We start from the raw sequence: 23951 nt of genomic DNA on the forward strand, positions 1-23951 counted from the left end.
CCAAGGCTTTTAGAGCTTTGGTGCTTTTTTAATTTTTACCAGTTACATGGTCTTCTTATTGATTTATTAATAATGCTAGCAGCGTGGACAGGGCTAGCTCCCATTACAAGCAACATTCTACTGGGCATTTTTGACAAACGGCAAAGCAGTGTTATAATCCTTAACACTATAATTTACATAATAAAAGGTATATGCTAGCTCCTGCGCAAGCAGATATGAAGGTTGTACGTGCTGATCAAAGAGACGCTAATATATTGGTCAGTATGCTGCTCCAAAAATAAGTTGGAAAGCTTATGATCTTCACCACGTCATTCCTTTAGAGTACGGTGGGACGAATGCAATGAACAACCTTTTTCATCTACCTAGAGACTTTCATTACAAAAAAGCAACACCTTGGTGGAACGCTTACTAGATAATAGGAGGCAAGAAAATGTCGAGCACTTTGAAGGAAATCTTAGATAGTCTTAAAGAAGCATTAAATGAGGAGGGGAAAATTAAATCACTTCTCACATCACAGGAATGCTTTTGTTCATTCAATGAGCCAGTTACTGAAAATCATCTTTCACAATTCGAAAAAGATCAAGGCATAAACATCCCTTCAGATTTTAAAGAGTTCCTGTCTCTCCATAATGGAGCAAGGATTTATGGGAATTTGCTTTTTGGTGAGCCTGCGGGTGGTGGCTTAAGGCTGTTTAATCTTGATCAAATGAAAGAAGCTCAGAAGTATCTTGACACTAAAGACATCCCTATTGCATTTCTACTTGAAGAGTGTCATTTAATTATCAATAAGAAAAAGGTTAAAAAAAGAAACCCGAACTATCTTTATATTTTAGAAGATGTGGATGAGCCTAGACCTTTGAATTCAAGTTTTGAAATGTTTCTGGAGAGATACATTCTTTCACAAGGATCAGTATTTTGGGATTGGAATGCCAGTGCGGAAGTGTATTATCGTTCTTATCCAAGAAAAGATAGCCTTTTTTAATATGAATAATGTATTCTATCTGTCAATCTTTTCAATGATAGGGGCTTGGGATTAGAAAAAGGAGATGTGAAGACATAAAAGACCGAACGATATGTTTTCGGCTAATTTCCTGTGTACAACATTACAATAGCTTCCGTGCTTAAAATTGAGCCGCTATATACGGAACCGTGCGTATTGTGGTGACAGAGGTCGGAGGCTAGTCACCTTCTCTTACGATTATTTATTGCAGGTTAAAGGAATTATTTAGTGAATGTATACATAGACAACTCTATCCAAGTTAAAATCATATTTTAAAATAGCAGAGAGGTGAATCTTATGCGAACTAACTCTAATCAATTCTTAAACCAACAGTACGTAAATTCATCAAAACTTGATGCTCGAATAAGATTACATAAAGAATATAGCACCAATCGAATAGATTGGCATGAATGGGTGTTTGACAATATTCAATTTGATGATGAGAGTAACATTATAGAATTTGGTTGCGGATCAGGATACTTATGGACGGAAAATTTAATGAAAATTAGAGAAAACTGGAGTATTATACTAACTGATTTTTCTAAAGGGATGGTTAGTCAAGCGCAACGAAATATTCCTGAAAAACAAAATATAACTTTTGGAGAAATGGATATTCAAGCTACGCATTTGGAGGATTCCCTATTTGATATTGTTATAGCGAATCATATGTTATATCACGTTCCAAACATAGAAGCAGCTTTAAAAGAGGTTCAAAGAATATTGAAACCTAATGGTCTTTTTTATGCTGCGACTAATGGTAATAGTCATATGAAAGAGATTTATCATTTTGTTAAAGAGTTTGATTCCTCATTACCGTTCATTAAACCGGTCCATTCAACGTATTTTGGTCTTGAGAATGGGGAAAAAGCATTACGCAGCTCTTTTAATCGTGTTCAGTTATTGAAGTACGAATCTAACTTACGAGTTACGAATGTTCACGATTTGGCTGATTATATCTTTTCGATAGATACAGGACTTGAAGATGCTTTAAACAAGCAAGGCAGATATGATCAATTTATTAGTTTCTTAGAAAGTAAGAAAAATACACAAGGATATATCCATATTAGTAAAGACTCAGGAATGTATGTTGTAAGTGAACCTTATTAAGAAAAGAACTTGCTGAATACCAGGTTTCTTCTTTTGTCGTAATCTAATAGGACCCCCCTTGATTTAAGATTGGTTACGATGGTGCTTTCTTAAAAAACACAAACCCAAAAAAAGGAACGTAAACGAGAAAAAATAACCCTGCCGAAGCAAGGTCTTCTTTTTTCTCACGATTCCATAGCATCTGCCTTTGTTGGTTGGATTGTTCCATAAGGATGATGTGGAGGCGCATAGATGGAATAAAGTTTTAAAGGGACAGGGCCAGTATTGGTAACATTATGCCATGTGCCAGCAGGAACCATAATCGCGCTATCTTCGGAAACATTTGCTCGATACGTTAAATGATTGGGGCTGCTACCCATTTGTACCAAGCCTTGACCTTGTTCTATCCTTAAAAATTGATCCGTTTGAGGGTGTATTTCTAACCCGATATCGTCACCGACATTAATGCTCATTAAGGTTACTTGTAGATGTTCACCAGTCCAAATGACAGTGCGGTAGGTATTATTATTTTTGGAAGCCTGTGAGATGTTTAATGTAAAGGGCTCTTTCCCAAAATCCGTTTTGGGTTGTTGGTATGGCACTGTTCTGTACATGTTATGTGTTTGGTAATAGGGAATACCTCTCCATTCAGGCAGGTTTTGGGGACTGTTGTAAAATGAATTATAGTAGTAATTCACAGCAAATCTCTCCTTAGGCTTTTTTACAGTATATGCAACTGCCTAGTAAGAGTGCTTGCATTTAACGAGCATATATTTGGTTTTGTAACTTGAATTACAACGTATAATAGCTAAGCAATAAGCACCCGGGTATGACAACGCTGTTGCATAAGACACCTTTAAAGCCATTAAAATTTAGTGTGAATCAAGAAGGGTTTTCCCTAACCAACACGAACTCAGCCGCATTCATCGTAAGATCACAAGAATACCAAGGGTTAGAAGCGACCTTGGTATTTTTTATATGCTGATTTTCAAAAGAAGTCGTTTAAGCGATGATTTTGTTTAACTAGTAGGAAGTTGTAGATTTAATCTACTACAATCGAGACACAGCTAATAAATACAGAATAACTAAGTGTAATGGATAAAAAATATAGAAGGTATACTTTAAGCCAATCCCTCTGTTGCCGTTATAGAGCAATAAAAATGGAAGGGCGAAAACCATCATCCATTGATAGTCTGCAAACGGGAACAAATATGTGTGAATGACTGGGTTTCCGTAATTGCTTACCTTTAAATGAAGCATATAAAAACACAAGGAGAAGGAGCTATATAGAATAATTAAATTAATTCGGTTCGATAAAGTAAGATAAAATATAGCTCCAAGTACAACCCCTAAAAAAGTGCCCTCCACAAAGAGGATATTACCAAATACTGAACCTAAAAAGTAATATGTACCTGATGGGTCACTTAGTCTTAATACCTCATATTTTTCAACTAAAACGAAACATAAAATAAGGGTGGATAGTTGCCAAATGATGAAGAAAAACAAGTTTTTTGCTTTAAAGTTGTCTAGTAAAAGTATCACTACCGCAACAACAAATAAAGAACTAAAAAAATTATTCCAAATATAGAAATGGGTATAATCAAATAGTTGATTCAGTACCATATTTATAATCGCCATACTTAATGAAAATAAGTATAACCGAATCAGGTATTTCTTTTTATTCATAGTGTGTTTAATTCCTAAAACAACACAATAAATAAAAATAGGGGCGGATATTCTTCCAATCCAATTAAACCATTCCGGTGTCTCAGGAAAAAATTGCCCGATGTGATCAATGAACATAGCGCATAAGGCGATTATTTTCAATGTAGTCGTCGACATAAATTTCCTCTCCTAGTATACTCATTATTTTATATTACATCGATTATAAGAAATTAGACACATATAAAAATCGTATAAACGAAAAAATAACATGAGGAGGAAAAGACTTACACGACTATAAATGATTTAATTTCTGTTGGCGATCTTTTAAAGACGCTTGGACTGTTGAATGAGTTCTTGCAACAATACTTGCGACTCTAAACCTTCTCTTGCTGGTACACTCGGCTCAATATTTTGTTGGATACACTGAATGAAATGGTTCACAGCATGCTCAAATCCTTTTTGTTTGAGAAGTGATTCCCAGGAGCCAGAATAAAAAGTGGAAAGGTGATTATCTGTTTCACATTCAAAGATGTTCATGTTTTTCACACGAAAGATTCCCCCAGTTGTTACCATCTCTAGTTGTTCTAAATTAGTGCCTGCACTCCTATGCATGGAACTGTTAAAGATGATATTGTCATCAGACTGGAATTGTTGCTGTGTAAAGGCTAACTTAGAATCAATCGTTTTTAAGAAGCCATTTTCAAAACGTATGTTTCCATCCGAAAGCCATCTAACTGTATCTACTAGGTGGAGATAGTCATCCAACAGGATGTGCTCGTAAGAAAGCGTATCATTGTTTGAGACGATTCTATGTTTTTCAAGGTTTATCCAAGCAGTGTCTTTTTCTTTCAGTAACTTTTTTAATTTCACATACATTGGTGAGAAGCGTCGATTAAATCCAACCATGAGCTTCCTGCCAAGCGTCTCACTTAAATGAACCAATTCCTCAGCCTGTTGAATAGTAGCTGCTAATGGTTTATCGACATAAACATCGATTCCATCGCGAAGTAGTTGAGATACAATTTCATAATGTGTTTCTGTTGAGCTATGAACAAAGATGGCATCACATGATTCACTTAATGTAGGTAGGTCTTCAAATGCTTTGATGCGATAGTGGTTGCAAATTTGTTCTCTTTTCTGTTTGTTCGGCGAATATGCTCCGACAAAGGTCCAATCTACTTCCTTTGATAAAATAGGTAAATACGCTTTTTGAGCAATCCCACCTAATCCAATCATACCAATTCTAGGTTTCATCTAACGTATCCTCCAATTAGCCTTTACTTATATAACTTCTTCCAAGGCATTTACTTAATAACATACAAATCTTCACTGTTTAAATATAGTCATCATATACATACGTGAAGCAATCTCGCCAGCTGAAAAGTAAAATTTTTTAGGGGAGATGATGACATGCTCGATGCCGTTCTTACCCTGACATCTACACGTTATACGGCTATGGAAAAAAAACTAAAATTAATTTGCTATTACTTCCGTTTCCTGTTATAATAAAGAGAATTATTTTTGTTCGGTGTAAAGGATAGTATGAATATTGACTTTTCGTCTTGATGATACTTTGGACAAGAGTAGTAATATAATGTGTGGCAACACACTAGGAGGCAACAAAAATGGAACAAGGTACAGTGAAATGGTTTAATGCAGAAAAAGGTTTTGGTTTTATCGAACGCGAAGATGGAGACGATGTTTTCGTACACTTCTCTGCTATCCAAAGTGAAGGATTTAAATCTTTAGACGAAGGTCAAAAAGTATCGTTTGACATTGAGCAAGGTGCTCGTGGAGCTCAAGCTGCTAACGTTCAAAAAAATTAATTTTCATAAAAACAGGCTCCTTAAATAGGGCCTGTTTTTTTATGTTCTCTGTATCATGCTCACTAAAAAACCTACTTGAACGTCTTTGAAATGATGACTTTTAATTATAATATTACCAAAAAATTTAGTGAATTTCTGATGTGCAATGATGTTTATTTTTAACAGAAACTTTTTATTTGCCTATCGGTGATTCCTTTAACGACTTCCAGTTCACTAAGCAAAAATTCATAGGCATTATCCAACAGTTCTTTTTCGCTTGTATTAAGTGTTTTTTCTTTCTTAATGCGCCTTAAATCGCGTACCACTTCAGCGCCTTCTTGCATTTCACCCATTTTTATTTTGTCCGCGTTTACTTTATACCTTTGTTTCCACGGCAGTAACGTATCTGATTCTCCGTGCTGAAATATGTGTATAATGTGGTTTATCGCAAGTATATCAGTAACTGGCCGTATTCTTGAACTCACAATTTTGCTTGTTGGGATCATAACTTTCATATTGTTGATTGACATTTTTATGATATAATACTGTTGTTTTTCCTCTAAAAGATCTATTTCTTCTATCGCCTCAATTACACCTGCTCCGTGCATCGGATAAACAATGTTATCGCCAATTTGAAACATATAATCCACCTCCATATACGGGACTGTCTTAAGGTTACCATACATTTGTTTATTTAACAAATTTTTAATTATAACACGATGATTTTTTTAATGTCAACAAACAGATTTTTTCGGATATCAGTCTCAAGCAAAAGAAGACATTACCGCGTCGTCGGTCACGGTGAATGTAAAAAAACTTAAGTGAAAGTCAAACCTTTTATGAACGATTCTTAGGTGTTAAACCGGTAAAAGTATAAGACGATTATGTCAAATTTCTGACCCAAGAACCTAATTTAAATTTGACGTTAACACAAAGAAATAAAGTGGCAGGAAATCATTTAGGTATACAGGTTGAGACCAAAGAAGATGTACTTAAACATAAAGAAAGGCTCGAACGTGAAGGTTTCTTTGCCCGTGAAGAATTGAATACTACTTGCTGCTATGCTGTCTAAGATAAATTTGGGGTAACGGATCCCGATCGAAACGGATGGGAATATTTCTACACAAAACAAGACAGTGAGTAGAAAGGCAATACTCCAATATCTTGAACGATAAAAAAACGAGTGCTCAGGTGCTCGTTTTTTTATGGAACACATAAATTATTGTCATATATATTAGCGTTTACTTATATAATGGCTGCATTTATAATGGTGTCTGGAAGGGGGAAGATCATGAATGGTATTCAGTTTAAGTTCCGAAGAAATTGCGACATGCATGAAAGTGCTTAGTGACCCTACTCGGTTGCTTATGTTGAAACTTGTTTCAAAGAAAAAATATTGCGTTTGTCAATTTGTCGATATGTTTAATGCGAGTCAACCTTCAATTAGTCAGCATTTAAAGAAACTTAAGGAAGCTGGCCTAGTAGTGGAAACGCGAAAAGGCCAATGGCGTTTTTATTCTTTGAACCAGTCCTCTCCGAAAGCTGAACTTATTCAAGTCGTCTTGAAGCAAATTTCAGATCAAGATGAACGTTACCGCAGTCTTATAGAGAAGGAAACACCTGTAGACTGTGGGTAAAGGGGGGATTAAGCGTTGTTATCGGTTCTTTTCGCTTCATTGATTTTTATTACGACGCTCGCGTTGGTTATTTGGCAGCCACGTAACTTGAATATTGGTTGGTCAGCGTGTGGGGGAGCTATTCTCGCTTTATTATTTGGCGTTGTTTCATTTGCCGATGTGGTGGAAGTGACGGGGATCGTGTGGAACGCCACGTTGACGTTTATTGCAATTATTATTATTTCTTTAATCCTTGATGAGATTGGTTTCTTTGAATGGGCCGCCTTACATATGACCAAGGCAGCGAAGGGGAACGCCAAGCTGATGTTTGTATATGTGTGCATTCTTGGTTCCGTAGTTGCGGCGTTTTTTGCCAATGATGGCGCTGCCTTGATTTTAACGCCAATCGTTTTAGCGATGGTGCGTGCTTTACACTTTAATGAAAACATGGTGTTCCCTTTTATCATGGCCAGTGGGTTTATTGCGGACTCAACGTCGCTGCCGCTCATTGTAAGTAACTTAGTGAACATTGTTTCGGCTGATTTTTTTGGGATTGGCTTCATTGAATATGCAACACGGATGATTGTTCCGAATGTCTTCTCTTTAATCGCTAGTATCCTTGTGCTGTATCTCTACTTCCGAACAAGCATCCCGAACAACTATGATTACGAGACGTTGCAACCACCTGCATCGGCAATTAAAGATAATAACATGTTCCGCTTGTCTTGGTGGGTGCTTGTTCTATTGTTAATGGGTTACTTAGTCAGTGAGTTTTTGCATATTCCCGTTTCTATGATTGCAGGACTGATTGCGTTGCTCTTTATAGTGATAGCTAGAAAAAGCCCTGCTGTTCAAACCCGATCTATATTGAAAGGCGCGCCATGGAACATAGTTTTTTTCTCGATTGGGATGTATGTTGTCGTGTTCGGTTTACAAAATGTCGGTTTAACTGATTTGCTCGCTTTGGGACTTGAGAGAATCGCGGAACAAGGTGTCTTTGCTGCTATGATGGCGATGGGGTTTGTTGCCGCTGTTTTAAGTTCGATGATGAACAACATGCCAACAGTAATGATTAATGCGATTGCCATTGATACGACGAGCGCAACTGGATTAATGAAGGAAGCGATGGTTTACGCAAATGTGATTGGTTCTGATTTAGGGCCAAAAATAACACCTATTGGTTCGCTTGCCACATTATTGTGGCTCCATGTGTTGACACAAAAAGGTGTAAGAATCTCATGGGGCGCTTATTTTAAGACTGGTATAGTCATTACGCTGCCTGTGTTGTTTATAACGTTATTAAGTCTATACTTCTGGTTAAGGATCATCCATTAGGAGTGGAAAGTATATGGAAAAGAAAACCATTAACTTTTATGTACAGGAAACAGCCAAATGCCCGTTAACGCCAGCACACCACAGAAGAGAAATGGATGGTTTTCAAGAGTCCGAGATGAGATAGGAACATGTAAATTCGTAGATGACATGGAGAAGGCGCACTTTCACTAGATATTGCGCCTTTTTTCATATTAATTAATGTGGAAATGGTACTAAGCCAACAGTCTTTCACGCTGGCTTAACATCCATCTTCTAATGGATTGGTTTCTGGACTAGCCTACATTTGCCTTCGGTTTTAACTGATAGGCCAATACGAATACGAGCGCAGTTATAGCGCCGAGAACGCCATATCTAGCTATGTTAAAAAAAATCTCCATTCCAGTATAAGCAATGATCACGCCACCATAATAATATTCCTGAAAAACTTTCGGGTCAAACAGGCTTATTGATACACCGGCAATAAAACCAACTAAACCAAAAATTATGAATGGTTTCAATTTCATAGCGTTCACCTCGTCGGTTGATAAATCTTTTAAAACACGAATGATTTATTTATACCAATTAAAAGTTATTTTATTCAAGTAGACGATTGAGGATAAAAAATATAGAGGATAACTATATTCAAAATAAGACAAGTTCTTAAGTTGACGAACTACTAAGAATAAAGCGGCTTCTTGTTTAATATGATGGGAGGGATTAAAAAATGAAACGGGGAGATAACGTGAAGCCGCTAAAAGGGAATCCAAATATTCCGCAGCCTATTCGAGCTGATGGCGCTGGAGGCGTTGATCGTGGTCCGCGGAATTTGATGCGTGATCTTCAGAATCCTAATATACTTGTTCCACCGGAAACCGATCGTGGGTTGATTCCTAATTTGCGTTTTTCTTTTTCCGATGCCCATATGCAATTAAATCATGGCGGTTGGTCAAGAGAAATTACGCAAAGGGATTTGCCGATTGCGACAACACTTGCCGGAGTGAATATGAGTTTAACACCAGGAGGCGTACGTGAGCTTCATTGGCACAAGCAAGCAGAATGGTCTTATATGTTACTTGGCCATGCCCGGATTACGGCTGTTGACCAAAATGGCAGGAACTTTATAGCAGATGTCGGCCCAGGAGACTTATGGTATTTTCCCCCTGGGATTCCCCACTCGATTCAAGGTTTGGATGACGGTTGTGAATTTTTGCTTGTTTTTGATGATGGGATGTTCTCTGATTTAAGTACATTGTCGTTGTCCGATTGGATGGCCCACACGCCGAAAGACGTTCTTTCGGCAAATTTTGGTGTACCTGAATCTGTATTTGCAACCATTCCAACTGAACAAGTGTATATTTACCAGGATGAAGTTCCAGGACCGTTGCAGTCGCAACAAATAAACTCCCCTTATGGCGCTGTGCCACAAACGTTTAAGCATGAATTATTAAAACAGCCCCCATTGGTCACACCTGGAGGCAGTGTACGTATTGTCGATTCAAGGAATTTCCCTGTTTCCAAAACAATTGCTGCTGCTTTGGTTGAAGTTGAACCAGGAGCTATGAGGGAAATGCACTGGCACCCGAATAATGATGAATGGCAGTATTACTTAACTGGCCAGGCAAGAATGACTGTGTTTACTGGGAATGGCGTAGCGCGTACATTTGATTATCGGGCTGGCGATGTTGGGTATGTTCCTTTTGCCACAGGGCACTATATTCAAAATACAGGCAACGAATCAGTGTGGTTTCTTGAAATGTTCAAAAGTGATCGGTTTGAAGATGTATCTTTAAATCAATGGTTGGCTCTTACTCCAACGGAACTTGTCCAACATAATATACATGTCGATTCCAAGTTTACTAATAAGTTAAGGAAAGAAAAATGGCCTGTTGTGAAGTACCCTACAATATAAATGGTGTTTATAATAGTTTGAAAGTGAGGAGTACCAAGTCTTTTAGGCTTCGGTGCTTTTTTATTTTTAAAAAAGAGAGCTATTTTATTATCCTTTGGTATCTTTTTGTATACTATAGAACGTTAATGTGCCTACTTCCTTTTATTATTCTAAGGGGTTATTATGACCTTAATCGTTAAACAATAACATTGGGACCCACTATACGCTCTGCCTGATATGAACCTTTGTTTGTAGAATCTATTAGGAGGTAAAAAATGAATGTCTATCATAGAAAACCAAATACATTTGTGAATCACGTTCATTTAAAAGTTGAACATTTAAGTCGTTCGCTTGAGTTTTACGAAGGCTTAATGGGATTTCAAGTATTAAATCAATCAGGAAAAAAAGCAGTATTGACAGCAAACGGAACCACTCCTTTGCTTACGATTGAACAACCTGACACTATTATTCCTAGGCAAGAGCGGACAACCGGTTTGTATCATTATGCTTTACTTTTTCCGACTCGCAAAGATTTAGGGAAATTGATCATTCATCTGTTGAATAAAAAGTATCCATTACAAGGTGCTACCTATCATGGAACCCATGACGCTTTATACTTTCAAGACCCTGATGGTCATGGTATCGAAGTAGCTGTAGACACTGATCCATCGACGTGGAGAAATACAGCAGGAGAATTAGACTTTTCGAAGCAAGCTCCAATGGATGTCGAGGGCGTTATTGCTGAAACAAACGGAGAACCATGGAATCGGATTCCAAATGAAACACTGATTGGTCATATTCATCTACATGTATCTGATTTAGAAAAAACGAAGGACTTTTACCATAAAGGTTTAGGGTTTGACATTACTATGGATATACCAAATCAAATGGCCTTTTTCTCTAGTGGTGGGTATCACCATCATATTGGAACCAATATGTGGTTTGGAAAAAATGCCCCAAAACCTGTGTCCAATAGTGTGAGGATGCTTTTTTATACGGTTGTTATTCCAAGCGAGGAAAAAAGAAAATCAATCGTTGTAAAATTACAGGCTATGGGTTATCGAGTCATTGAAGAGAATGGGGAGTTTATCACCGAAGATCCCTCTGGAAACCAAATTCATTTGTATGTGAACTAATTGTTGTTGGGTAATCGATTTAATCAATATAAATTTGGTGTCGTACCAGCTATAAATTTCATGAGATTATTTGAAACCGACTATTTTGTGCTTACAAAGCCAGTCGGTTTTTTTATGCTACCGAATATTAGATAAAGTAAACGGTTTTTGGATTTCTCTTTGCACAATTATAAGGATGACGTAAAATAGGACTTGTAAAGAAGCCTTCTGAATGCTAGCTAACCAAGATTCATTCCGGAAATTCGTGAAATATAGAGGAAGAATAAGGTGATTAAATGAAAGAGTTTGTCGTTGAAAGACCTATTCCGTATTACGAACAATTTTATCATTCAATCAAGAAAATGATATTTACTGGACACTTTAAACCTGGTGACAGAATAGTTGAAACTCAACTAGCAAAAGAGTTTAATGTTAGTAAGAGTCCAATTAGAGAGGCTATTAGAATTCTAGAAAAAGAAGGTTTAGTGATTGTAGATGAAAAATCAAGGGTTATCGTATACAAACCAACCCAAAAAGATGTTGAAGAGGTTTATTTCTGTCGAATGGCACTTGAATCATTTGCAGTAAGTGAGGCTACTAAGATTGCATCAGATGAAGACATTCATGAATTAGAGAAGCTATTAATAAGGACCGACCAAGCTATTTCTTCAAAAAAGGAAGAGGATCGCATCATTTCATTAAACGAATTGTTTCACAGTACCATTATAGATTATACAAAGAACTTAAGACTAAAAAAGCAAATCAATGATTTAAAAGCGTTGATTTATTATTTTCGTATATTAAATTTCCAAGGGGATAATCGCGCGAACGTTATCCTTGAGCAACATTACCGGATTTTTGAATTTATAAAAAAGCGAGATCCGGAAAAAGCTGCTAAAGCGATGATTTCACACCTTGAGTTAGATTTAGCCCATCTCATAAAAGTACTTCCCAATAGATGATGAGTTAATATAAATCAGCAGAGTGATAGGAGATCATTACTGCTGATTTTTATTTAGAAGATATAAACCCCCTCATTCTGTACATATCCCTACAAATTTTTAAATTGATATATAAAACACTAAGTCGGGTATTGTTTTTCAGATTCTCTAATAGTATAATCCAGAAAAGAACGACGGTCGTTAGTCGACTGTCGCTTTTAGGAGAATAGGAGGATGTCCAATGAAGATAGTAAACATTGCAAGTATTCCTGGCGATGGAGTTGGAAGAGAGGTTGTCCCTGAAGCAGAACGTGTTTTGAAAGCGATTGCAGAATTGCATGGAGGATTGACATTCGAATTTACATCGTTCCCTTGGAGTTGCGAATACTACTTAGAAAATGGAAGTATGATGCCTGAAGATGGATTGGAGCAAATAAAGGAGTTTGATTCGATTTTCTTAGGAGCTGTGGGAAATCAACGTTTAGTTCCTGATCATATATCTTTATGGGGGCTTTTAATTAAAATACGCAGAGAATTTGAACAAGTTATTAACGTAAGACCAGCGAAATTAATTAAAGGTATTAACTCCCCGTTATCCAACCCGAAAGATTTTGATTTGCTTGTTGTTAGGGAGAATAGTGAAGGGGAGTATAGTTCGATTGGTGGCAGAATTTATAATGAAGATGAAGAGCTTGCGATTCAAAACGCTGTATTTTCAAGACGGGGAACTGAAAGAGCAATGCGTTACGCCTTTGAATTAGCAAAAACGAGACGTGGACATGTGACGAGTGCTACAAAATCAAACGGTATCGTGTATTCCATGCCTTTTTGGGATGATGTGTTTAAAGAGATTAGTAAAGATTATCCGTCAGTTGAAGTTGATTCGCAACACATCGATGCACTAGCAGCATTTTTTGTTACCCAACCTGAACGTTTTGATGTTATTGTTGCTTCAAACTTATTTGGTGATATTTTAACCGATATTGGTGCTGCGATTATGGGGAGTATTGGCATTGCCCCTGCAGCTAATATTAACATCAATGGTAAATATCCATCTATGTTTGAACCAGTTCATGGATCAGCACCTGATATTATAGGGAAGGGAATCGCTAATCCTATTGGTCAGATCTGGACTGCTAAGATGATGTTAGATCATCATGGGGAAACTGAATTAGGAGATCATCTTCTTGATTCTATAGAAGAAGTAACTAGCAGAGGTATTCGAACTCCAGATATTGGTGGAACTAGTTCCACTACTGAAGTGACATCGGAGATCATCAAAACTCTTTTACGCTAACGGTTATAACAGAGAGGTTACTAACAGAACCTTTCGTAATAGGTTATAAAAAATCTAAAAACACCTCTTCAGTTGTATCGGACTATCGCCTGGGGAGGTGTTATCTGCCTAATAGGCTTAATCCAATGATGATCGATGGAATTAATTAACACTTGCAAACCATTAACCTATTTCCGTCTAAGTCTTCAAAATTAAAGTAATGGTTGTTTTCTATTCCTGTAAGAAGTTTCACGCCTTTACTCTGCATATATTGATAAGCTTCTTCAATATTAGTGGTATTGAAGTGAAAAGCTGGTGTTTGAAACGTTTTTTCTGGCGAATATATTTTGCTATCTAGTACAATCCCCGTTCCTTCTAGTTGAATGACATAAAGGTGACCAAACAGAATCTCCCCATCTCCATTAAATCCAAAAATATCACAGTACCAATCTTTAGCTTTTTCTATGTCACTGACAGGAATGAATACAGTGCCAATTTGTTTTAATATTGGATTGCCCATGAGCCCACCCCCTCCTAAAATTATTTCCCAACGCCCATCAGAGTTAACTCTCTTTCAACTCCTTTAAACCTTGATAGGTAGCTATTCTGCGTTTAACTTAAAACTCCTGCTTATTGTGTCGCCCTGAGTGGATGTGGAAGACAGAACAAATCGTTCGGTTGTTTTAGAATTATTCATTCGGAAAATATTGAACGGTGTTCTTTCTTAGTGTACTCTGTATATAAACAAATGTAGGAGGGTGCCAGTGGACATATTACATATAACAAGTAGAAAAAGAGACACATACCAGGTCGAATTAACCCATTCCCCATTATGGGAATGTGCTTTAGGGATTGCGGCTATTACTAATAAACAATTAATCGACACACTAGAAAAACCAAACTCCTATTGGCCAACGTTAAAAGAAAATTTCCCAGATGAACTATTGAGGGGATTACTATATGTCGAGGAAAATAATACATGGAAGGCATTATTACAATTGCTTCATTACTATAAAGGAACTAGCCTTTCTGATTTCTGTCAGTATATTAATGAGCTAGACGCTTATGAACTCAAATTTATTTGCTTGCCTTATATTGGGGAACCTTATCAAGAGGTAAGAAAAAGTGCTGCCCAAGGTGATTCTGCTGCCAATTTAAAGTTAATTAAAGCTACTGAGGATAATCCATTTTTTCCACAATATGTAGATTTTCTATTCAAGGTAGAAACGGCACGATTGAAGCAACATCTCATTTATGTCATGACAAGTTGGTTTAATACTGTTATCAAACCTAAATTGGAGCGTATTGAGCAGATACTTGAGTTTGATTATAAATCCAAGCTAAATAGGAAACAAAAATTAAACCCGGAAGAGTTGGTTCATTGGGCCACGGGAGGCGTTCATTATGTGCCGGAGCCTAGTGTTTACAAAGTATTATTAATACCACAATTTATTTATCGTCCTTGGAATATTGAAGCAGACATTGAGGGGACAAAAGTATTTTATTATCCAGTTGCTAATGAAAGCTTGTCGCCAGACGATAAATACATGCCATCAAACTTCTTAGTTCAAAAGTATAAAGCGCTTGGAGATGATGTAAGACTCAGAATTGTTAAGTTGCTATGTGAAAAGGATCGCTCGCTTCAAGACATTACTAACATGCTGGACATGGGAAAATCTACTGTTCACCATCACTTAAAAATCTTAAGGGCGTCAAAAATTGTAGGTATGAAAGAAACGAAATACGCTTTAAAAGAAAATGCGTTAAATATGCTAGCAGAAGAATTAAGCGAGTATCTAAATCGCTGATCAAGGGGTTCTCTAATGAAAACACAACTCTTCAAAAATCGTTCGTTTATTTCTACTTGGGCAGGAAATGGAATTTCAGAAATGGGAGGGGCGTTTGGCACATTTTGCAACTCGATCTTAGTATACCAATTAACCGAGTCAACTTTTGCGTTAGGGAGTATGTGGTTGTTGTATTTTATTCCCTCCCTTATCTTGCAATTGGTTATTGGTCCATATATCGATCGTTGGAGTAGAAAGTGGATTATGGTCTTGTCTCAATGGACAAGAGGGATGATCTTTTTCATTCCTTTAATAGCGTTATATACTGGAAACCTTGAGGTATGGCAAATATACACTGTACAAATTGTAGTCGGTTTCATTTCGCCTCTCTACGTGCCCGCTAACCATGCATTGACGCCTATGATCGTACCGAAAGAACAATTAAAGTCGGCTAATGCTTATATTGATGGAACGGTTCGTATCATGTCTTTTTTAGCGCCAATACTGGCAGGCATTGTCATACAATATTTAGGTTTGGACGTGACACTTTTATTGGTTAGTATTCTGCTCTTAATGAGTGGCTGTACCTTATTACTTATAAACGAAGGAAAAAAAGCAGATCAAACAGTACGAAGTACGTGGTTGTTGGAATTTAAAGAAGGCATTTATTTCTTTTTTAAACAACGTATTGTCGTTTGGTTAGGGTTTTTTTTAGCTTTTGTTCAATTTGGAGTAGGTGTAACGATGGTCACAACGCTTCCTTATATAACAGAGGTTCTGAATGGCTCATATGCGCAATATGGTTATTTTATGGCAGGTTTCCCTATAGGTTATTTTATAGGAGCGATATTAGTACCGAAAATTGTATTTAAAAGTCGAAGATTAATCATGTTGGGTTCCTTGTTTATCGGTGGAATCACATTTCTCGTTCTAGCCTTTAATCATAGTATATCCTTCGCAATAACAACAGAAATAATAGGCGGTATAGTGATGGCGATTTTTAGTATACACAATACTACGATTTGTCAGCAAGTGATTCCAAACGACTTAATGGGTAAAGTTTTTTCTGTTCGATTATTTATCATTAGAGGGACAATGCCTCTTGGTATATTGCTAGGAGGGTTATTAAGTGAAGCATTTGGTGTTAGACCACTTTATTTATTGATTGGATTGATTATTAGCACAGCGGCTTTCGTCGGCCTTACTTTGCCTTTTTTTAAGTTCATTGATAATGAAGTAGAAACAATAAAGGAAACGGCCGCTTAATTAACAATAAAAAATTAATGATTCGCTTATTGGTTTTTAGATGACAGTTTCCATCCCTGACATAGTGTTATTAGGATACTCCTGTATATTGGTCTTTAGATTATAGTACTTTACAGGGGTGATGCAAAAGAATTATACAAAGACCACAAGTGACAAACGCAGCTAGCGTTTCGTTTTTATCATCTAGGGCGCCGATTCCTATGGTCACTGAGACTAAGGCTCTGGTCTGCCGGCACGTGCCTGTATCAATTAGGAAGGTAGAACGGTCTCCATACCTGCTCTACCTTCTTTCCCTTTAATAACCGAAAAAAGTATCTTTCTTAATATTCCGTTTTGAAATGTGTTTGTTTTTCAAGTAAGTGGAAATGGACTCGACCATGGATTTTGGTCCTGCAATAAAGTAAACGCCATTGTTTTGATGTGAAGCAGCAAACTGGTCAATCTCTTGATGCAAGCTGTCTTGTGAATCAAGGTAAGTCACGTGAATAGATGCGCGGTTGGCAATCGCATCAAGTTCATCTTTAAATAGGTATGACTTTTTGCTATCGAGGTAGAGGAGATGAATGTGTTTGTCGTCTCCATTCTTTTCTGCCTCTAGTTGTGTGAGGATCGATCGAAATGGGGTGATGCCAATTCCTCCTGCGATCAGGAGTGAGGGCTTTTGTTCTTGAAGAGTAAAAGCTCCTACTGGCCCGCTCATTTTTACTTTCATACCTGGTTTTAATTCGAGCATTGCTTTTTTAAAATCACTGGGGTTATTGCTAATGCGCGTTGTTATTTTTATGACATTCTCTGTGGGGGCAGAGGCTATGCTGAACGGTTTTGTAGGATTTTTCACTTTTTTATGCGTAATACTGAACAATCCATATTGTCCTGCTTTCCATGTTACATCGTGCTCTTTTTCAAAAAGAAAAGAATAGATGTCATCGGATTCTTTGTAGCTTTGTTGAAAAACCAATTCTCTCTTTTTGAATACCGAGAATACGTCTTGAAAAAATGTCATGTTTCAGCTCCTTTTCCCGAATAGCGGGCTTTTCTAAACGATTTCCTGCTTTATGTCAAATATTTTCCTGTGATCGACTGCTCTGCGTGGATAATCTGTGAAGGCGTGCCTTCGAACACGACCTCGCCGCCGTTGCTGCCTCCGTCTGGTCCCATATCAATAATCCAATCCGCTTGGCTAATGACATCGAGGTTATGCTCAATGACGATTACTGTATTGCCGGCATCGACAAGGCGGTTCATGATCGTTAAAAGCAGGCCGATATCTGACATATGCAGGCCAGTTGTCGGCTCGTCCATCACGTAGATGCTGCCCTGCTTGTGAAGTTCGCTTGCCAACTTGATACGCTGGCACTCCCCGCCTGAAAGGGTGCTAAGTGGCTGGCCAAGTGTAATATAATCCAACCCTACGTCACTCATTGCCTGAAGCTTGCGGACAATCTCTTTTTGTTCGAAAAATTCCAATGCCCGCTCTACAGTCATCTCAAGAACTTCTGCAATAGACTTGCCATTTAACTTGTAGGCAAGGACTTCTTCCTTAAACCGTCTGCCTCTGCATACTTCACATGGCAGTTTCACGCTTTCAAGAAAGGCAAGATCTGTATACACGACGCCGAGCCCTTGGCAGTTTTCGCAAGCTCCCTTGGAGTTGAAACTGAACAATCCTTTGTTAACTTTGTTAGCAGAAGCAAACGCTTTGCGCACATCATCCATTATGCCCGTGTAGGTTGCGGGATTTGAACGTGTAGACACGCCTACTGCCGACTGGTCGATGACAATGGCATCTGGATTCTGGCTGAGGAATACGTCGTTAATGAGCGTACTTTTGCCTGAGCCAGCCACACCTGTAACAACGGTCAGCACTCCTGTTGGAATTGTGACATTTACGTCCTTTAAGTTATGCAATGTCGCATTCTTGATGGACAGCTTGCCGGAGGGCTGCCTTGTGTCATGTTTCAGCTCAAGTGGCCGCTTCATATGGGTACCGGTCAAAGTACCTGACTCCAACAGGCCTTGAAAACTTCCTTCGTATACGATCGTACCTCCATGGCTGCCAGCGTGAGGCCCGACGTCAACAATATGATCGGCGACCTTGATTACATCCGGATCATGCTCGACAACAATTACCGTATTGCCTTTGTCGCGCAGCTTTTGCAGCAGTTCGTTTAAGCGGTGTACGTCGCGGGGATGCAAGCCTACGCTCGGCTCATCGAAGATGTACGTGACATCTACTAGGCTACCGCTCAGGTGCTTGACCATCTTGACGCGCTGCGATTCGCCGCCGGACAATGTATCTGTTTCCCGATCTAATGTTAGGTAATCAAGACCAATATCGACAAGATGTTGTAGCCTCTCTGACAACGACTTTATGATCGGCGCAGCAACAGCGATGTCGACCTCATGAATGATGCGAATGAGCTGTCCGACCTCCATGGAAGACATTTCTGCAATGTTAAAGCCATTTATTTTGCAGCTGAGTGTAGCCTGACTAAGTCTCGAGCCGTGGCAAGTGGAGCACGTGCCCTCGGTGATAAATGGCGCAACTGCTTTTTGTGTACGCTCAGACTTCGTCTTCAAATCTTGCTTGATGTATTTGTTGGTGAATTTCTCAATGACGCCTTCTACTGTGACATTTGTTGCTTTTCCTGCAAAGTCCATCTTTACTTTTTTCGCTTTGCTGTAAAGCAGTTTTTCTAGCTCTTCGTCCGAATAGTGGCTCAGTTTTTTATCAGGGTCAAAGGGTCCTGCCTGTACAACCAATGACCAGTCCCAACCGTCGACTTTATAATCAGGTAGTTTAATGGCCCCTTCGTTCAACGATTTTGACAGATCAACTGCTTTGTCCATGTCGACGTTCAGTTTGCGGCCAATACCGTTACATTCGGGACACATACCTTGGGGGTCGTTAAAGGAGAACATGTTTGATTCTCCAACGTAGGGTTGGCCTGCTCTGGAGAAAAGAAGACGGAGAATCGGTGAGATATCAGTAATCGTGCCCATTGTGGAATGAGAGCCGCCGCCTAGCCGCTTCTGGTCTACGATTACTGCCATGCTTAGGTTCTCAATCGCGTCTGTATCTGGCTGAGGAACGCGGGGGAGGAAGCTGCGCACGAACATGCTGAAGTTCTCATTCAGCAAACGGGTCGATTCTGCGGCGATGGTATCAAAGACAATCGATGACTTGCCTGATCCAGAAACGCCTGTGAAAATGGTGATCTTTCGCTTAGGGATGCGCAATGAGACGTTTTGAAGATTGTTTTCCCTTGCACCCGAGATGACGATGTATTCTCGATTCGATTCGCTCATACGTAACATCCTTCCAATAGAAATCGTTTTCTTGTATGGTTCGCTTAGTCATTACGAAACCGGCTGCAAACAGCATGCAGCCGATTTGCAACGATTAACAACCGAGTGCAAGTTATTGTTCCAACACTTGTGGAAGTTCGTTGGCCCAAGCACTCCAACCATGCTTCGCGCCTTCGAGGCCATGAACATTCGAAAATCCAGTTTGTTCGAGATGAAGGTTCACCTTTCCGTCCCCTAAATCCTGAAGCGTCAAAGTGACGGTATGCCTTTCGTCTCCGGTTGCCCAAGTATAAGACAAGCGATTCGGTTCATCGACAACAAGCACTTCGCCTTCGACAATACCATCCCACCATTCGGATGGCTCATGGCGAAATTGAAAGCGATGACCTACAATAGGCTTAAAATCATTTTCCGTAATCCATTGGGCAAGCTTGTTTGAGTCAGTGATAGCTGACCAAAGTTTTTCGATCGACGTCTTGTATTGGAAATCCAATTCTAATTTTAAACTCATTCTTCGTCCTCCTCTAATAGTTGGCCTAAGCGCAACATGTTCGTATTCCAGTACTTGCTGTAGAAAGCGACCCAATCTTGAACTTCTCTCAGAGGAGCAGCGTTTAGCCGAAATCGCGTTTCTCTGCCGACTTTTCGGTCACGAACTAAATCGGCTTCTTTCAAGACAGTCAAATGCTTTGATACGGCTGTTCGGCCCATATGAAACTGTGCCGTCAATTCATAAAGTGGCATTTCATCTGCTTCTGCCAAAAGATGAATTAAATGGCGCCGAGTTGGATCGGCAATCGCGTCAAACACGTCCCGCGATGGGCTATACTCGTTCACAACACCCTCTCCTAATAATGATTGCCAAAAGTCAGCCCGTCTAGTGGCTGTTTGACAACTTATAATTGGACACCATTTAGTGACGCTTTGATTATAGGACACCGTTTGGTTGCGTGTCAATCTTTTTTATAAGACGAGTCCAGGCGTGAATAAAAAAATCTTAAGTGATGGTAGCAGTGTGGAGGGAGGGGGATGGTTGTTATGAACTTGAAATGTCCCTCTAGCGAGAGCGGTTCACTAGTATTGCGGCTTGCCTTAGGACATATTTTGAAAAAGGGCATGTTCAGTAGTCGGATTCAGCCAGAGTGTATGTAAAAAGGGGGGGCATCGTACCACAATGCCTCCCCCTAAAATTTGTTCCATCAACTGTCTCTCGTTACCGCCAAAAAGTTGTGCAGTCTGCTTTATCCCGTATATTAAACTCGATCATCTTTTCTAATAATGAAAAATCAACTGGACGATCCCACTTGATACGTACCAGTTCCTTAGTGTGATCATAGCCAGCTTGTTCAATCTCATCAACGAAGTGATGAATCCCCGCTTGTTCAGGGGCAACAGCCAAATGATGCTTAGCGACGCTGAAGCCGATAATAAATGTATCGTGATCGGTAAACATAGGCTGATTCCATGCGATTTTCGGGACTAAATGTGGAAATGTTTTCGTTACCCAGGCCAAAACCTCTTCCGTTCGAGCACGGTGTTGCGGGTTATCAATACGATCTAAAAATTCTTTAAAAGCGTCCATATGATTCACCTCTAAAATAAAAAAATTTTTATTTAACGTCGGTAAACTTATTTGTAAGCATTTAGTAGTCTTTCTTCTTTTGTTTCAAACCATTCTTCACAATCTATGAAATCCGTTTAAAATACGATTTGCACGAGGAACATATACAAAATGGTCCCACTTGCGATAGACAGCAACATATTTCTTTTCCAGGAATGCAAAACGATGATGACAAGGACAGAAACGAGTTCTGGGATGCCGTAATTTCCTTCAAAGACGTTCACTTTTCTTAACGAATAAATGACAAGTAAGCCAAATACTGCTGGTGGAAGAACTTTTCCCAAATATTTGATATATGAAGGTGTTGGTTTATCAGCTGAGAAAATTAAAAAGGGCAAAAAACGAGTCATCATTGTTCCAAAAACAACGATGAGAATGATGATAACTTGTTGCGGCACGGTCATTGTCTAGCTGTTCCCTCTACTTTCTTTAAAGGTTTTCTCATGAAGGTTAGAATGGCTAACATCAGTGCCATTGCAGGGATAATAAAGTTTTCTCCACCAAATACGATTAACGTCAAAATGGAAACGCCTAACCCTATTAATGAGCTTTGATGCGTTTTCTCTTTTGACCACTGTTCAAGAAAAATCACGACAAATAAAGCAGTCATCACAAACTCTAAACCAGTCGTGTTAAACGTAACAATAGAGCCGAAGAGGCTTCCTATCGTGGCGCCCACAACCCAATAAATGTGGTTGAGCAAAGTGACAAAAAACATGAACCAGCCCTTATCGACATGGGGTGGTATTTGAACGGTATTGTTTATGGCAAACGATTCATCACAAAGACCAAAGATTAAATAAAACTTCTTTTTCCCCGTCCCTTTGTATTTTTCCAACATCGATATGCCATAAAATAAATGCCTTGCGTTTAACATGAGTGTAAGCAATAACGCGTTAAGCGGGTTAAAGGCAACGAGCAACAAATGCGCTGCGACGAATTCCATCGACCCTGCAAAGATCGTTAAGCTCATTAAAATAGCATAAATGGGCGCGAATCCTAAAGCGTTCATGTAAATTCCATAAGCGATTCCTAAAAATAAAAAACCAGCTAGAATCGGTATGGTATACGGAAACGCTGCATTTAAAGCCGGTAGTAGTTTATTTTTGTCTGACATTGGCTCACTTCCTTGATCAAGCAACTTCATTAGTTATAACATACAAAGGCGATTCAAAGAACCTTTTTGTTCCCGTAAGGCACTGCCAAAATAAGAATTTAACAGGTTTAATGGAATAAAGAAACGGGCTATATTAAATTTCTTAAGCAGCTAAAGAAGTTGGAGGGATATACATGGTAATGATAAAAGAACTGCAATCAGAAAAAGAAATTCTCGCCGCCTTTCCAGTAGTAAAGCAGTTGCGCACTCATCTTGACGAAAGCGAGTATCTTGAATTTGTAATCGAGGCGCAGGAAAAGGATCGATACAAAATGCTTGCTTTGTTTGAGGAGGATGAAATCGTGGCGGTTATTGGCTTTAAACCAATGGTGACGCTCTATTACGGACGATTTGTTTGGGTTTGCGACTTAGTCACAGATCAGAAAAAACGTTCAAAAGGGTACGGAGAAAAGCTGCTTACATATGTACATGAATGGGCAAAAAACCATCATTATGAACAAGTGGCCTTATCTTCAGGATTACAAAGGGAAAGCGCACATCGATTTTATGAACAAAAAATGGACTATGAAAAAGTAAGTTATGTGTTTAAAGTATCTTTGAAAAAATGATAGTAGCCGCAGATTTTAGAAGAAGGAATGAAGGATGTTCCATTGAATAAAGGGTATACTGTTATGAAACGCTATGCCTTATAAGCCATACTAGGAGGAAGCATTCATGAAAAGAATCGTGCCTCATCTCAGGATCGAGAATTGCAAAGAAGAAATTGGGTATTATCAAAACGTTTTCGGCGGAGAAATCAAAAATACCCAGTTGTCTGACGGCATTGAAATGTTTAAAGGCCATGAAGGAAAGTACATTCATGCCGAATTGCATATCAATGAGAATTGCATTTTATACATGGCTGATGTATTTGGGCAAAAGACGATCCAAGGCAGTCATATTTTGCTCGGGCCTGACCTTGACAGCGAAGAAGAAATAACGCGTATCTACAACGAGTTGTCAAAAGACGGAGAAGTGCAGATGGAATTGCAAGATACGTTTTGGGGAGCCAAGCATGCAATTGTCAAGGACAGAAATGGGGTATCATGGGAATTGAATTTTTCTAAGTGAATCAAGTTCGTTATAAATTTCAAGAGCCTAAACTC

General features: G+C 38.8%; 26 protein-coding genes and 1 pseudogene. 14 read left to right on the plus strand and 13 right to left on the minus strand.

Annotated elements, in window-relative coordinates; genetic code table 11:
* Nucleotides 1–430 precede the first annotated feature (430 nt).
* On the plus strand, nucleotides 431–982 hold the full coding sequence (locus BUC05_RS19295) for an SMI1/KNR4 family protein (protein ID WP_035204960.1): 552 nt from the start codon (nucleotides 431–433) through the stop codon (nucleotides 980–982).
* Nucleotides 983–1297: 315 nt separating this feature from the next.
* Nucleotides 1298–2107 (plus strand): class I SAM-dependent methyltransferase, encoded by an 810-nt coding sequence (locus BUC05_RS19300; RefSeq protein ID WP_051881237.1) that lies wholly within the window; start codon nucleotides 1298–1300, stop codon nucleotides 2105–2107.
* 164 nt (nucleotides 2108–2271) lie between these two features.
* Here the strand turns inward: BUC05_RS19300 and BUC05_RS19305 are convergent, their stop codons facing one another.
* The 3 genes from BUC05_RS19305 to BUC05_RS19315 form a co-directional block, all read right to left on the minus strand.
* Nucleotides 2272–2784, minus strand: a complete 513-nt coding sequence (locus BUC05_RS19305) for a cupin domain-containing protein (RefSeq protein WP_011245680.1) — start codon at nucleotides 2782–2784, stop codon at nucleotides 2272–2274.
* Between the two features lie 352 nt (nucleotides 2785–3136).
* A complete protein-coding gene (locus BUC05_RS19310; protein ID WP_035204958.1) occupies nucleotides 3137–3928 on the minus strand; it encodes a TraX family protein in 792 nt (263 codons plus the stop codon).
* A gap of 147 nt (nucleotides 3929–4075) precedes the next feature.
* Entirely contained in the window at nucleotides 4076–5005 is a 930-nt protein-coding gene (locus BUC05_RS19315) for a Gfo/Idh/MocA family protein (protein ID WP_035204956.1), read from the minus strand.
* A gap of 371 nt (nucleotides 5006–5376) precedes the next feature.
* Between BUC05_RS19315 and cspC the strand changes: the two genes are divergently transcribed.
* Nucleotides 5377–5577, plus strand: a complete 201-nt coding sequence (gene cspC, locus BUC05_RS19320; protein WP_011245685.1) for a cold shock protein CspC — start codon at nucleotides 5377–5379, stop codon at nucleotides 5575–5577.
* A 158-nt stretch (nucleotides 5578–5735) separates the two neighbouring features.
* Here the strand turns inward: cspC and BUC05_RS19325 are convergent, their stop codons facing one another.
* Nucleotides 5736–6197 carry a CarD family transcriptional regulator gene (locus BUC05_RS19325; protein ID WP_035204954.1) on the minus strand — a complete coding sequence of 154 codons (462 nt, stop codon included), beginning with the start codon at nucleotides 6195–6197 and terminating at the stop codon, nucleotides 5736–5738.
* A 173-nt stretch (nucleotides 6198–6370) separates the two neighbouring features.
* On the opposite strand from BUC05_RS19325, the pseudogene BUC05_RS21820 reads away from it, so the two are divergent.
* The 3 genes and pseudogenes from BUC05_RS21820 to BUC05_RS19340 form a co-directional block, all read left to right on the plus strand.
* Nucleotides 6371–6700, plus strand: a pseudogene (locus BUC05_RS21820) (ArsI/CadI family heavy metal resistance metalloenzyme); the annotation flags it as partial.
* A gap of 151 nt (nucleotides 6701–6851) precedes the next feature.
* Nucleotides 6852–7193, plus strand: coding sequence for an ArsR/SmtB family transcription factor (locus tag BUC05_RS19335; protein ID WP_035204951.1), 342 nt, complete (start codon nucleotides 6852–6854; stop codon nucleotides 7191–7193).
* 15 nt (nucleotides 7194–7208) lie between these two features.
* Nucleotides 7209–8507 carry an arsenic transporter gene (locus tag BUC05_RS19340; RefSeq protein WP_035204948.1) on the plus strand — a complete coding sequence of 433 codons (1299 nt, stop codon included), beginning with the start codon at nucleotides 7209–7211 and terminating at the stop codon, nucleotides 8505–8507.
* A gap of 272 nt (nucleotides 8508–8779) precedes the next feature.
* On the opposite strand, the gene BUC05_RS19345 is transcribed toward BUC05_RS19340, so the two are convergent.
* Complete coding sequence (locus tag BUC05_RS19345; RefSeq protein WP_142237595.1) at nucleotides 8780–9004, minus strand: hypothetical protein; 225 nt, start codon at nucleotides 9002–9004, stop codon at nucleotides 8780–8782.
* A gap of 206 nt (nucleotides 9005–9210) precedes the next feature.
* Here BUC05_RS19345 and BUC05_RS19350 point away from each other — a divergent pair, with 206 nt between their 5' ends.
* The 4 genes from BUC05_RS19350 to BUC05_RS19365 all read left to right on the plus strand — a co-directional run bounded on the left by BUC05_RS19350 (nucleotide 9211) and on the right by BUC05_RS19365 (nucleotide 13727).
* On the plus strand, nucleotides 9211–10395 hold the full coding sequence (locus tag BUC05_RS19350) for an oxalate decarboxylase family bicupin (RefSeq protein ID WP_011245693.1): 1185 nt from the start codon (nucleotides 9211–9213) through the stop codon (nucleotides 10393–10395).
* Nucleotides 10396–10649: 254 nt separating this feature from the next.
* Complete coding sequence (locus BUC05_RS19355) at nucleotides 10650–11510, plus strand: VOC family protein (protein ID WP_035204946.1); 861 nt, start codon at nucleotides 10650–10652, stop codon at nucleotides 11508–11510.
* A 275-nt stretch (nucleotides 11511–11785) separates the two neighbouring features.
* The gene (locus BUC05_RS19360) at nucleotides 11786–12451 is read left to right on the plus strand and encodes a GntR family transcriptional regulator (protein WP_073305749.1); all 666 of its coding nucleotides are present in this window, start codon (nucleotides 11786–11788) and stop codon (nucleotides 12449–12451) included.
* Between the two features lie 220 nt (nucleotides 12452–12671).
* A complete protein-coding gene (locus tag BUC05_RS19365; protein ID WP_073305751.1) occupies nucleotides 12672–13727 on the plus strand; it encodes a tartrate dehydrogenase in 1056 nt (351 codons plus the stop codon).
* A 145-nt stretch (nucleotides 13728–13872) separates the two neighbouring features.
* Here the strand turns inward: BUC05_RS19365 and BUC05_RS19370 are convergent, their stop codons facing one another.
* Entirely contained in the window at nucleotides 13873–14226 is a 354-nt protein-coding gene (locus BUC05_RS19370) for a VOC family protein (protein WP_073305753.1), read from the minus strand.
* A 244-nt stretch (nucleotides 14227–14470) separates the two neighbouring features.
* Between BUC05_RS19370 and BUC05_RS19375 the strand changes: the two genes are divergently transcribed.
* Both BUC05_RS19375 and BUC05_RS19380 read left to right on the plus strand, forming a co-directional pair.
* Nucleotides 14471–15514, plus strand: coding sequence for an ArsR/SmtB family transcription factor (locus BUC05_RS19375; protein WP_073305755.1), 1044 nt, complete (start codon nucleotides 14471–14473; stop codon nucleotides 15512–15514).
* A gap of 15 nt (nucleotides 15515–15529) precedes the next feature.
* The gene (locus tag BUC05_RS19380; protein ID WP_011245699.1) at nucleotides 15530–16759 is read left to right on the plus strand and encodes an MFS transporter; all 1230 of its coding nucleotides are present in this window, start codon (nucleotides 15530–15532) and stop codon (nucleotides 16757–16759) included.
* Between the two features lie 295 nt (nucleotides 16760–17054).
* Here BUC05_RS19380 and BUC05_RS19385 read toward each other — a convergent pair whose 3' ends face one another.
* From BUC05_RS19385 to azlC, 7 genes are all read right to left on the minus strand, one after another.
* Nucleotides 17055–17762: an FAD-dependent oxidoreductase gene (locus tag BUC05_RS19385; RefSeq protein WP_073305756.1), complete on the minus strand. Its 708-nt coding sequence runs from the start codon at nucleotides 17760–17762 to the stop codon at nucleotides 17055–17057.
* 50 nt (nucleotides 17763–17812) lie between these two features.
* A complete protein-coding gene (locus BUC05_RS19390) occupies nucleotides 17813–20068 on the minus strand; it encodes an ATP-binding cassette domain-containing protein (RefSeq protein ID WP_073305757.1) in 2256 nt (751 codons plus the stop codon).
* Between the two features lie 112 nt (nucleotides 20069–20180).
* Nucleotides 20181–20579: an SRPBCC family protein gene (locus tag BUC05_RS19395; protein ID WP_035204938.1), complete on the minus strand. Its 399-nt coding sequence runs from the start codon at nucleotides 20577–20579 to the stop codon at nucleotides 20181–20183.
* Nucleotides 20576–20905, minus strand: coding sequence for an ArsR/SmtB family transcription factor (locus BUC05_RS19400; protein ID WP_011245703.1), 330 nt, complete (start codon nucleotides 20903–20905; stop codon nucleotides 20576–20578). The genes BUC05_RS19395 and BUC05_RS19400 overlap by 4 nt, the downstream gene beginning before the upstream one ends.
* A gap of 376 nt (nucleotides 20906–21281) precedes the next feature.
* The gene (locus BUC05_RS19405) at nucleotides 21282–21650 is read right to left on the minus strand and encodes an iron chaperone (RefSeq protein ID WP_035204935.1); all 369 of its coding nucleotides are present in this window, start codon (nucleotides 21648–21650) and stop codon (nucleotides 21282–21284) included.
* 116 nt (nucleotides 21651–21766) lie between these two features.
* The gene (locus tag BUC05_RS19410; RefSeq protein WP_035204933.1) at nucleotides 21767–22093 is read right to left on the minus strand and encodes a branched-chain amino acid transporter permease; all 327 of its coding nucleotides are present in this window, start codon (nucleotides 22091–22093) and stop codon (nucleotides 21767–21769) included.
* Nucleotides 22090–22806, minus strand: a complete 717-nt coding sequence (gene azlC, locus BUC05_RS19415; RefSeq protein ID WP_035204932.1) for an azaleucine resistance protein AzlC — start codon at nucleotides 22804–22806, stop codon at nucleotides 22090–22092. The genes BUC05_RS19410 and azlC overlap by 4 nt, the downstream gene beginning before the upstream one ends.
* A 173-nt stretch (nucleotides 22807–22979) precedes the next feature.
* Here azlC and BUC05_RS19420 point away from each other — a divergent pair, with 173 nt between their 5' ends.
* Nucleotides 22980–23414: a GNAT family N-acetyltransferase gene (locus BUC05_RS19420; RefSeq protein ID WP_011245707.1), complete on the plus strand. Its 435-nt coding sequence runs from the start codon at nucleotides 22980–22982 to the stop codon at nucleotides 23412–23414.
* A 106-nt stretch (nucleotides 23415–23520) separates the two neighbouring features.
* Nucleotides 23521–23916 carry a VOC family protein gene (locus BUC05_RS19425; RefSeq protein WP_035204930.1) on the plus strand — a complete coding sequence of 132 codons (396 nt, stop codon included), beginning with the start codon at nucleotides 23521–23523 and terminating at the stop codon, nucleotides 23914–23916.
* Nucleotides 23917–23951: the final 35 nt, after the last annotated feature.

The sequence above is a fragment of the Shouchella rhizosphaerae genome (genome assembly GCF_900142675.1).
Lineage (GTDB): Bacteria > Bacillota > Bacilli > Bacillales > Bacillaceae_D > Shouchella > Shouchella rhizosphaerae.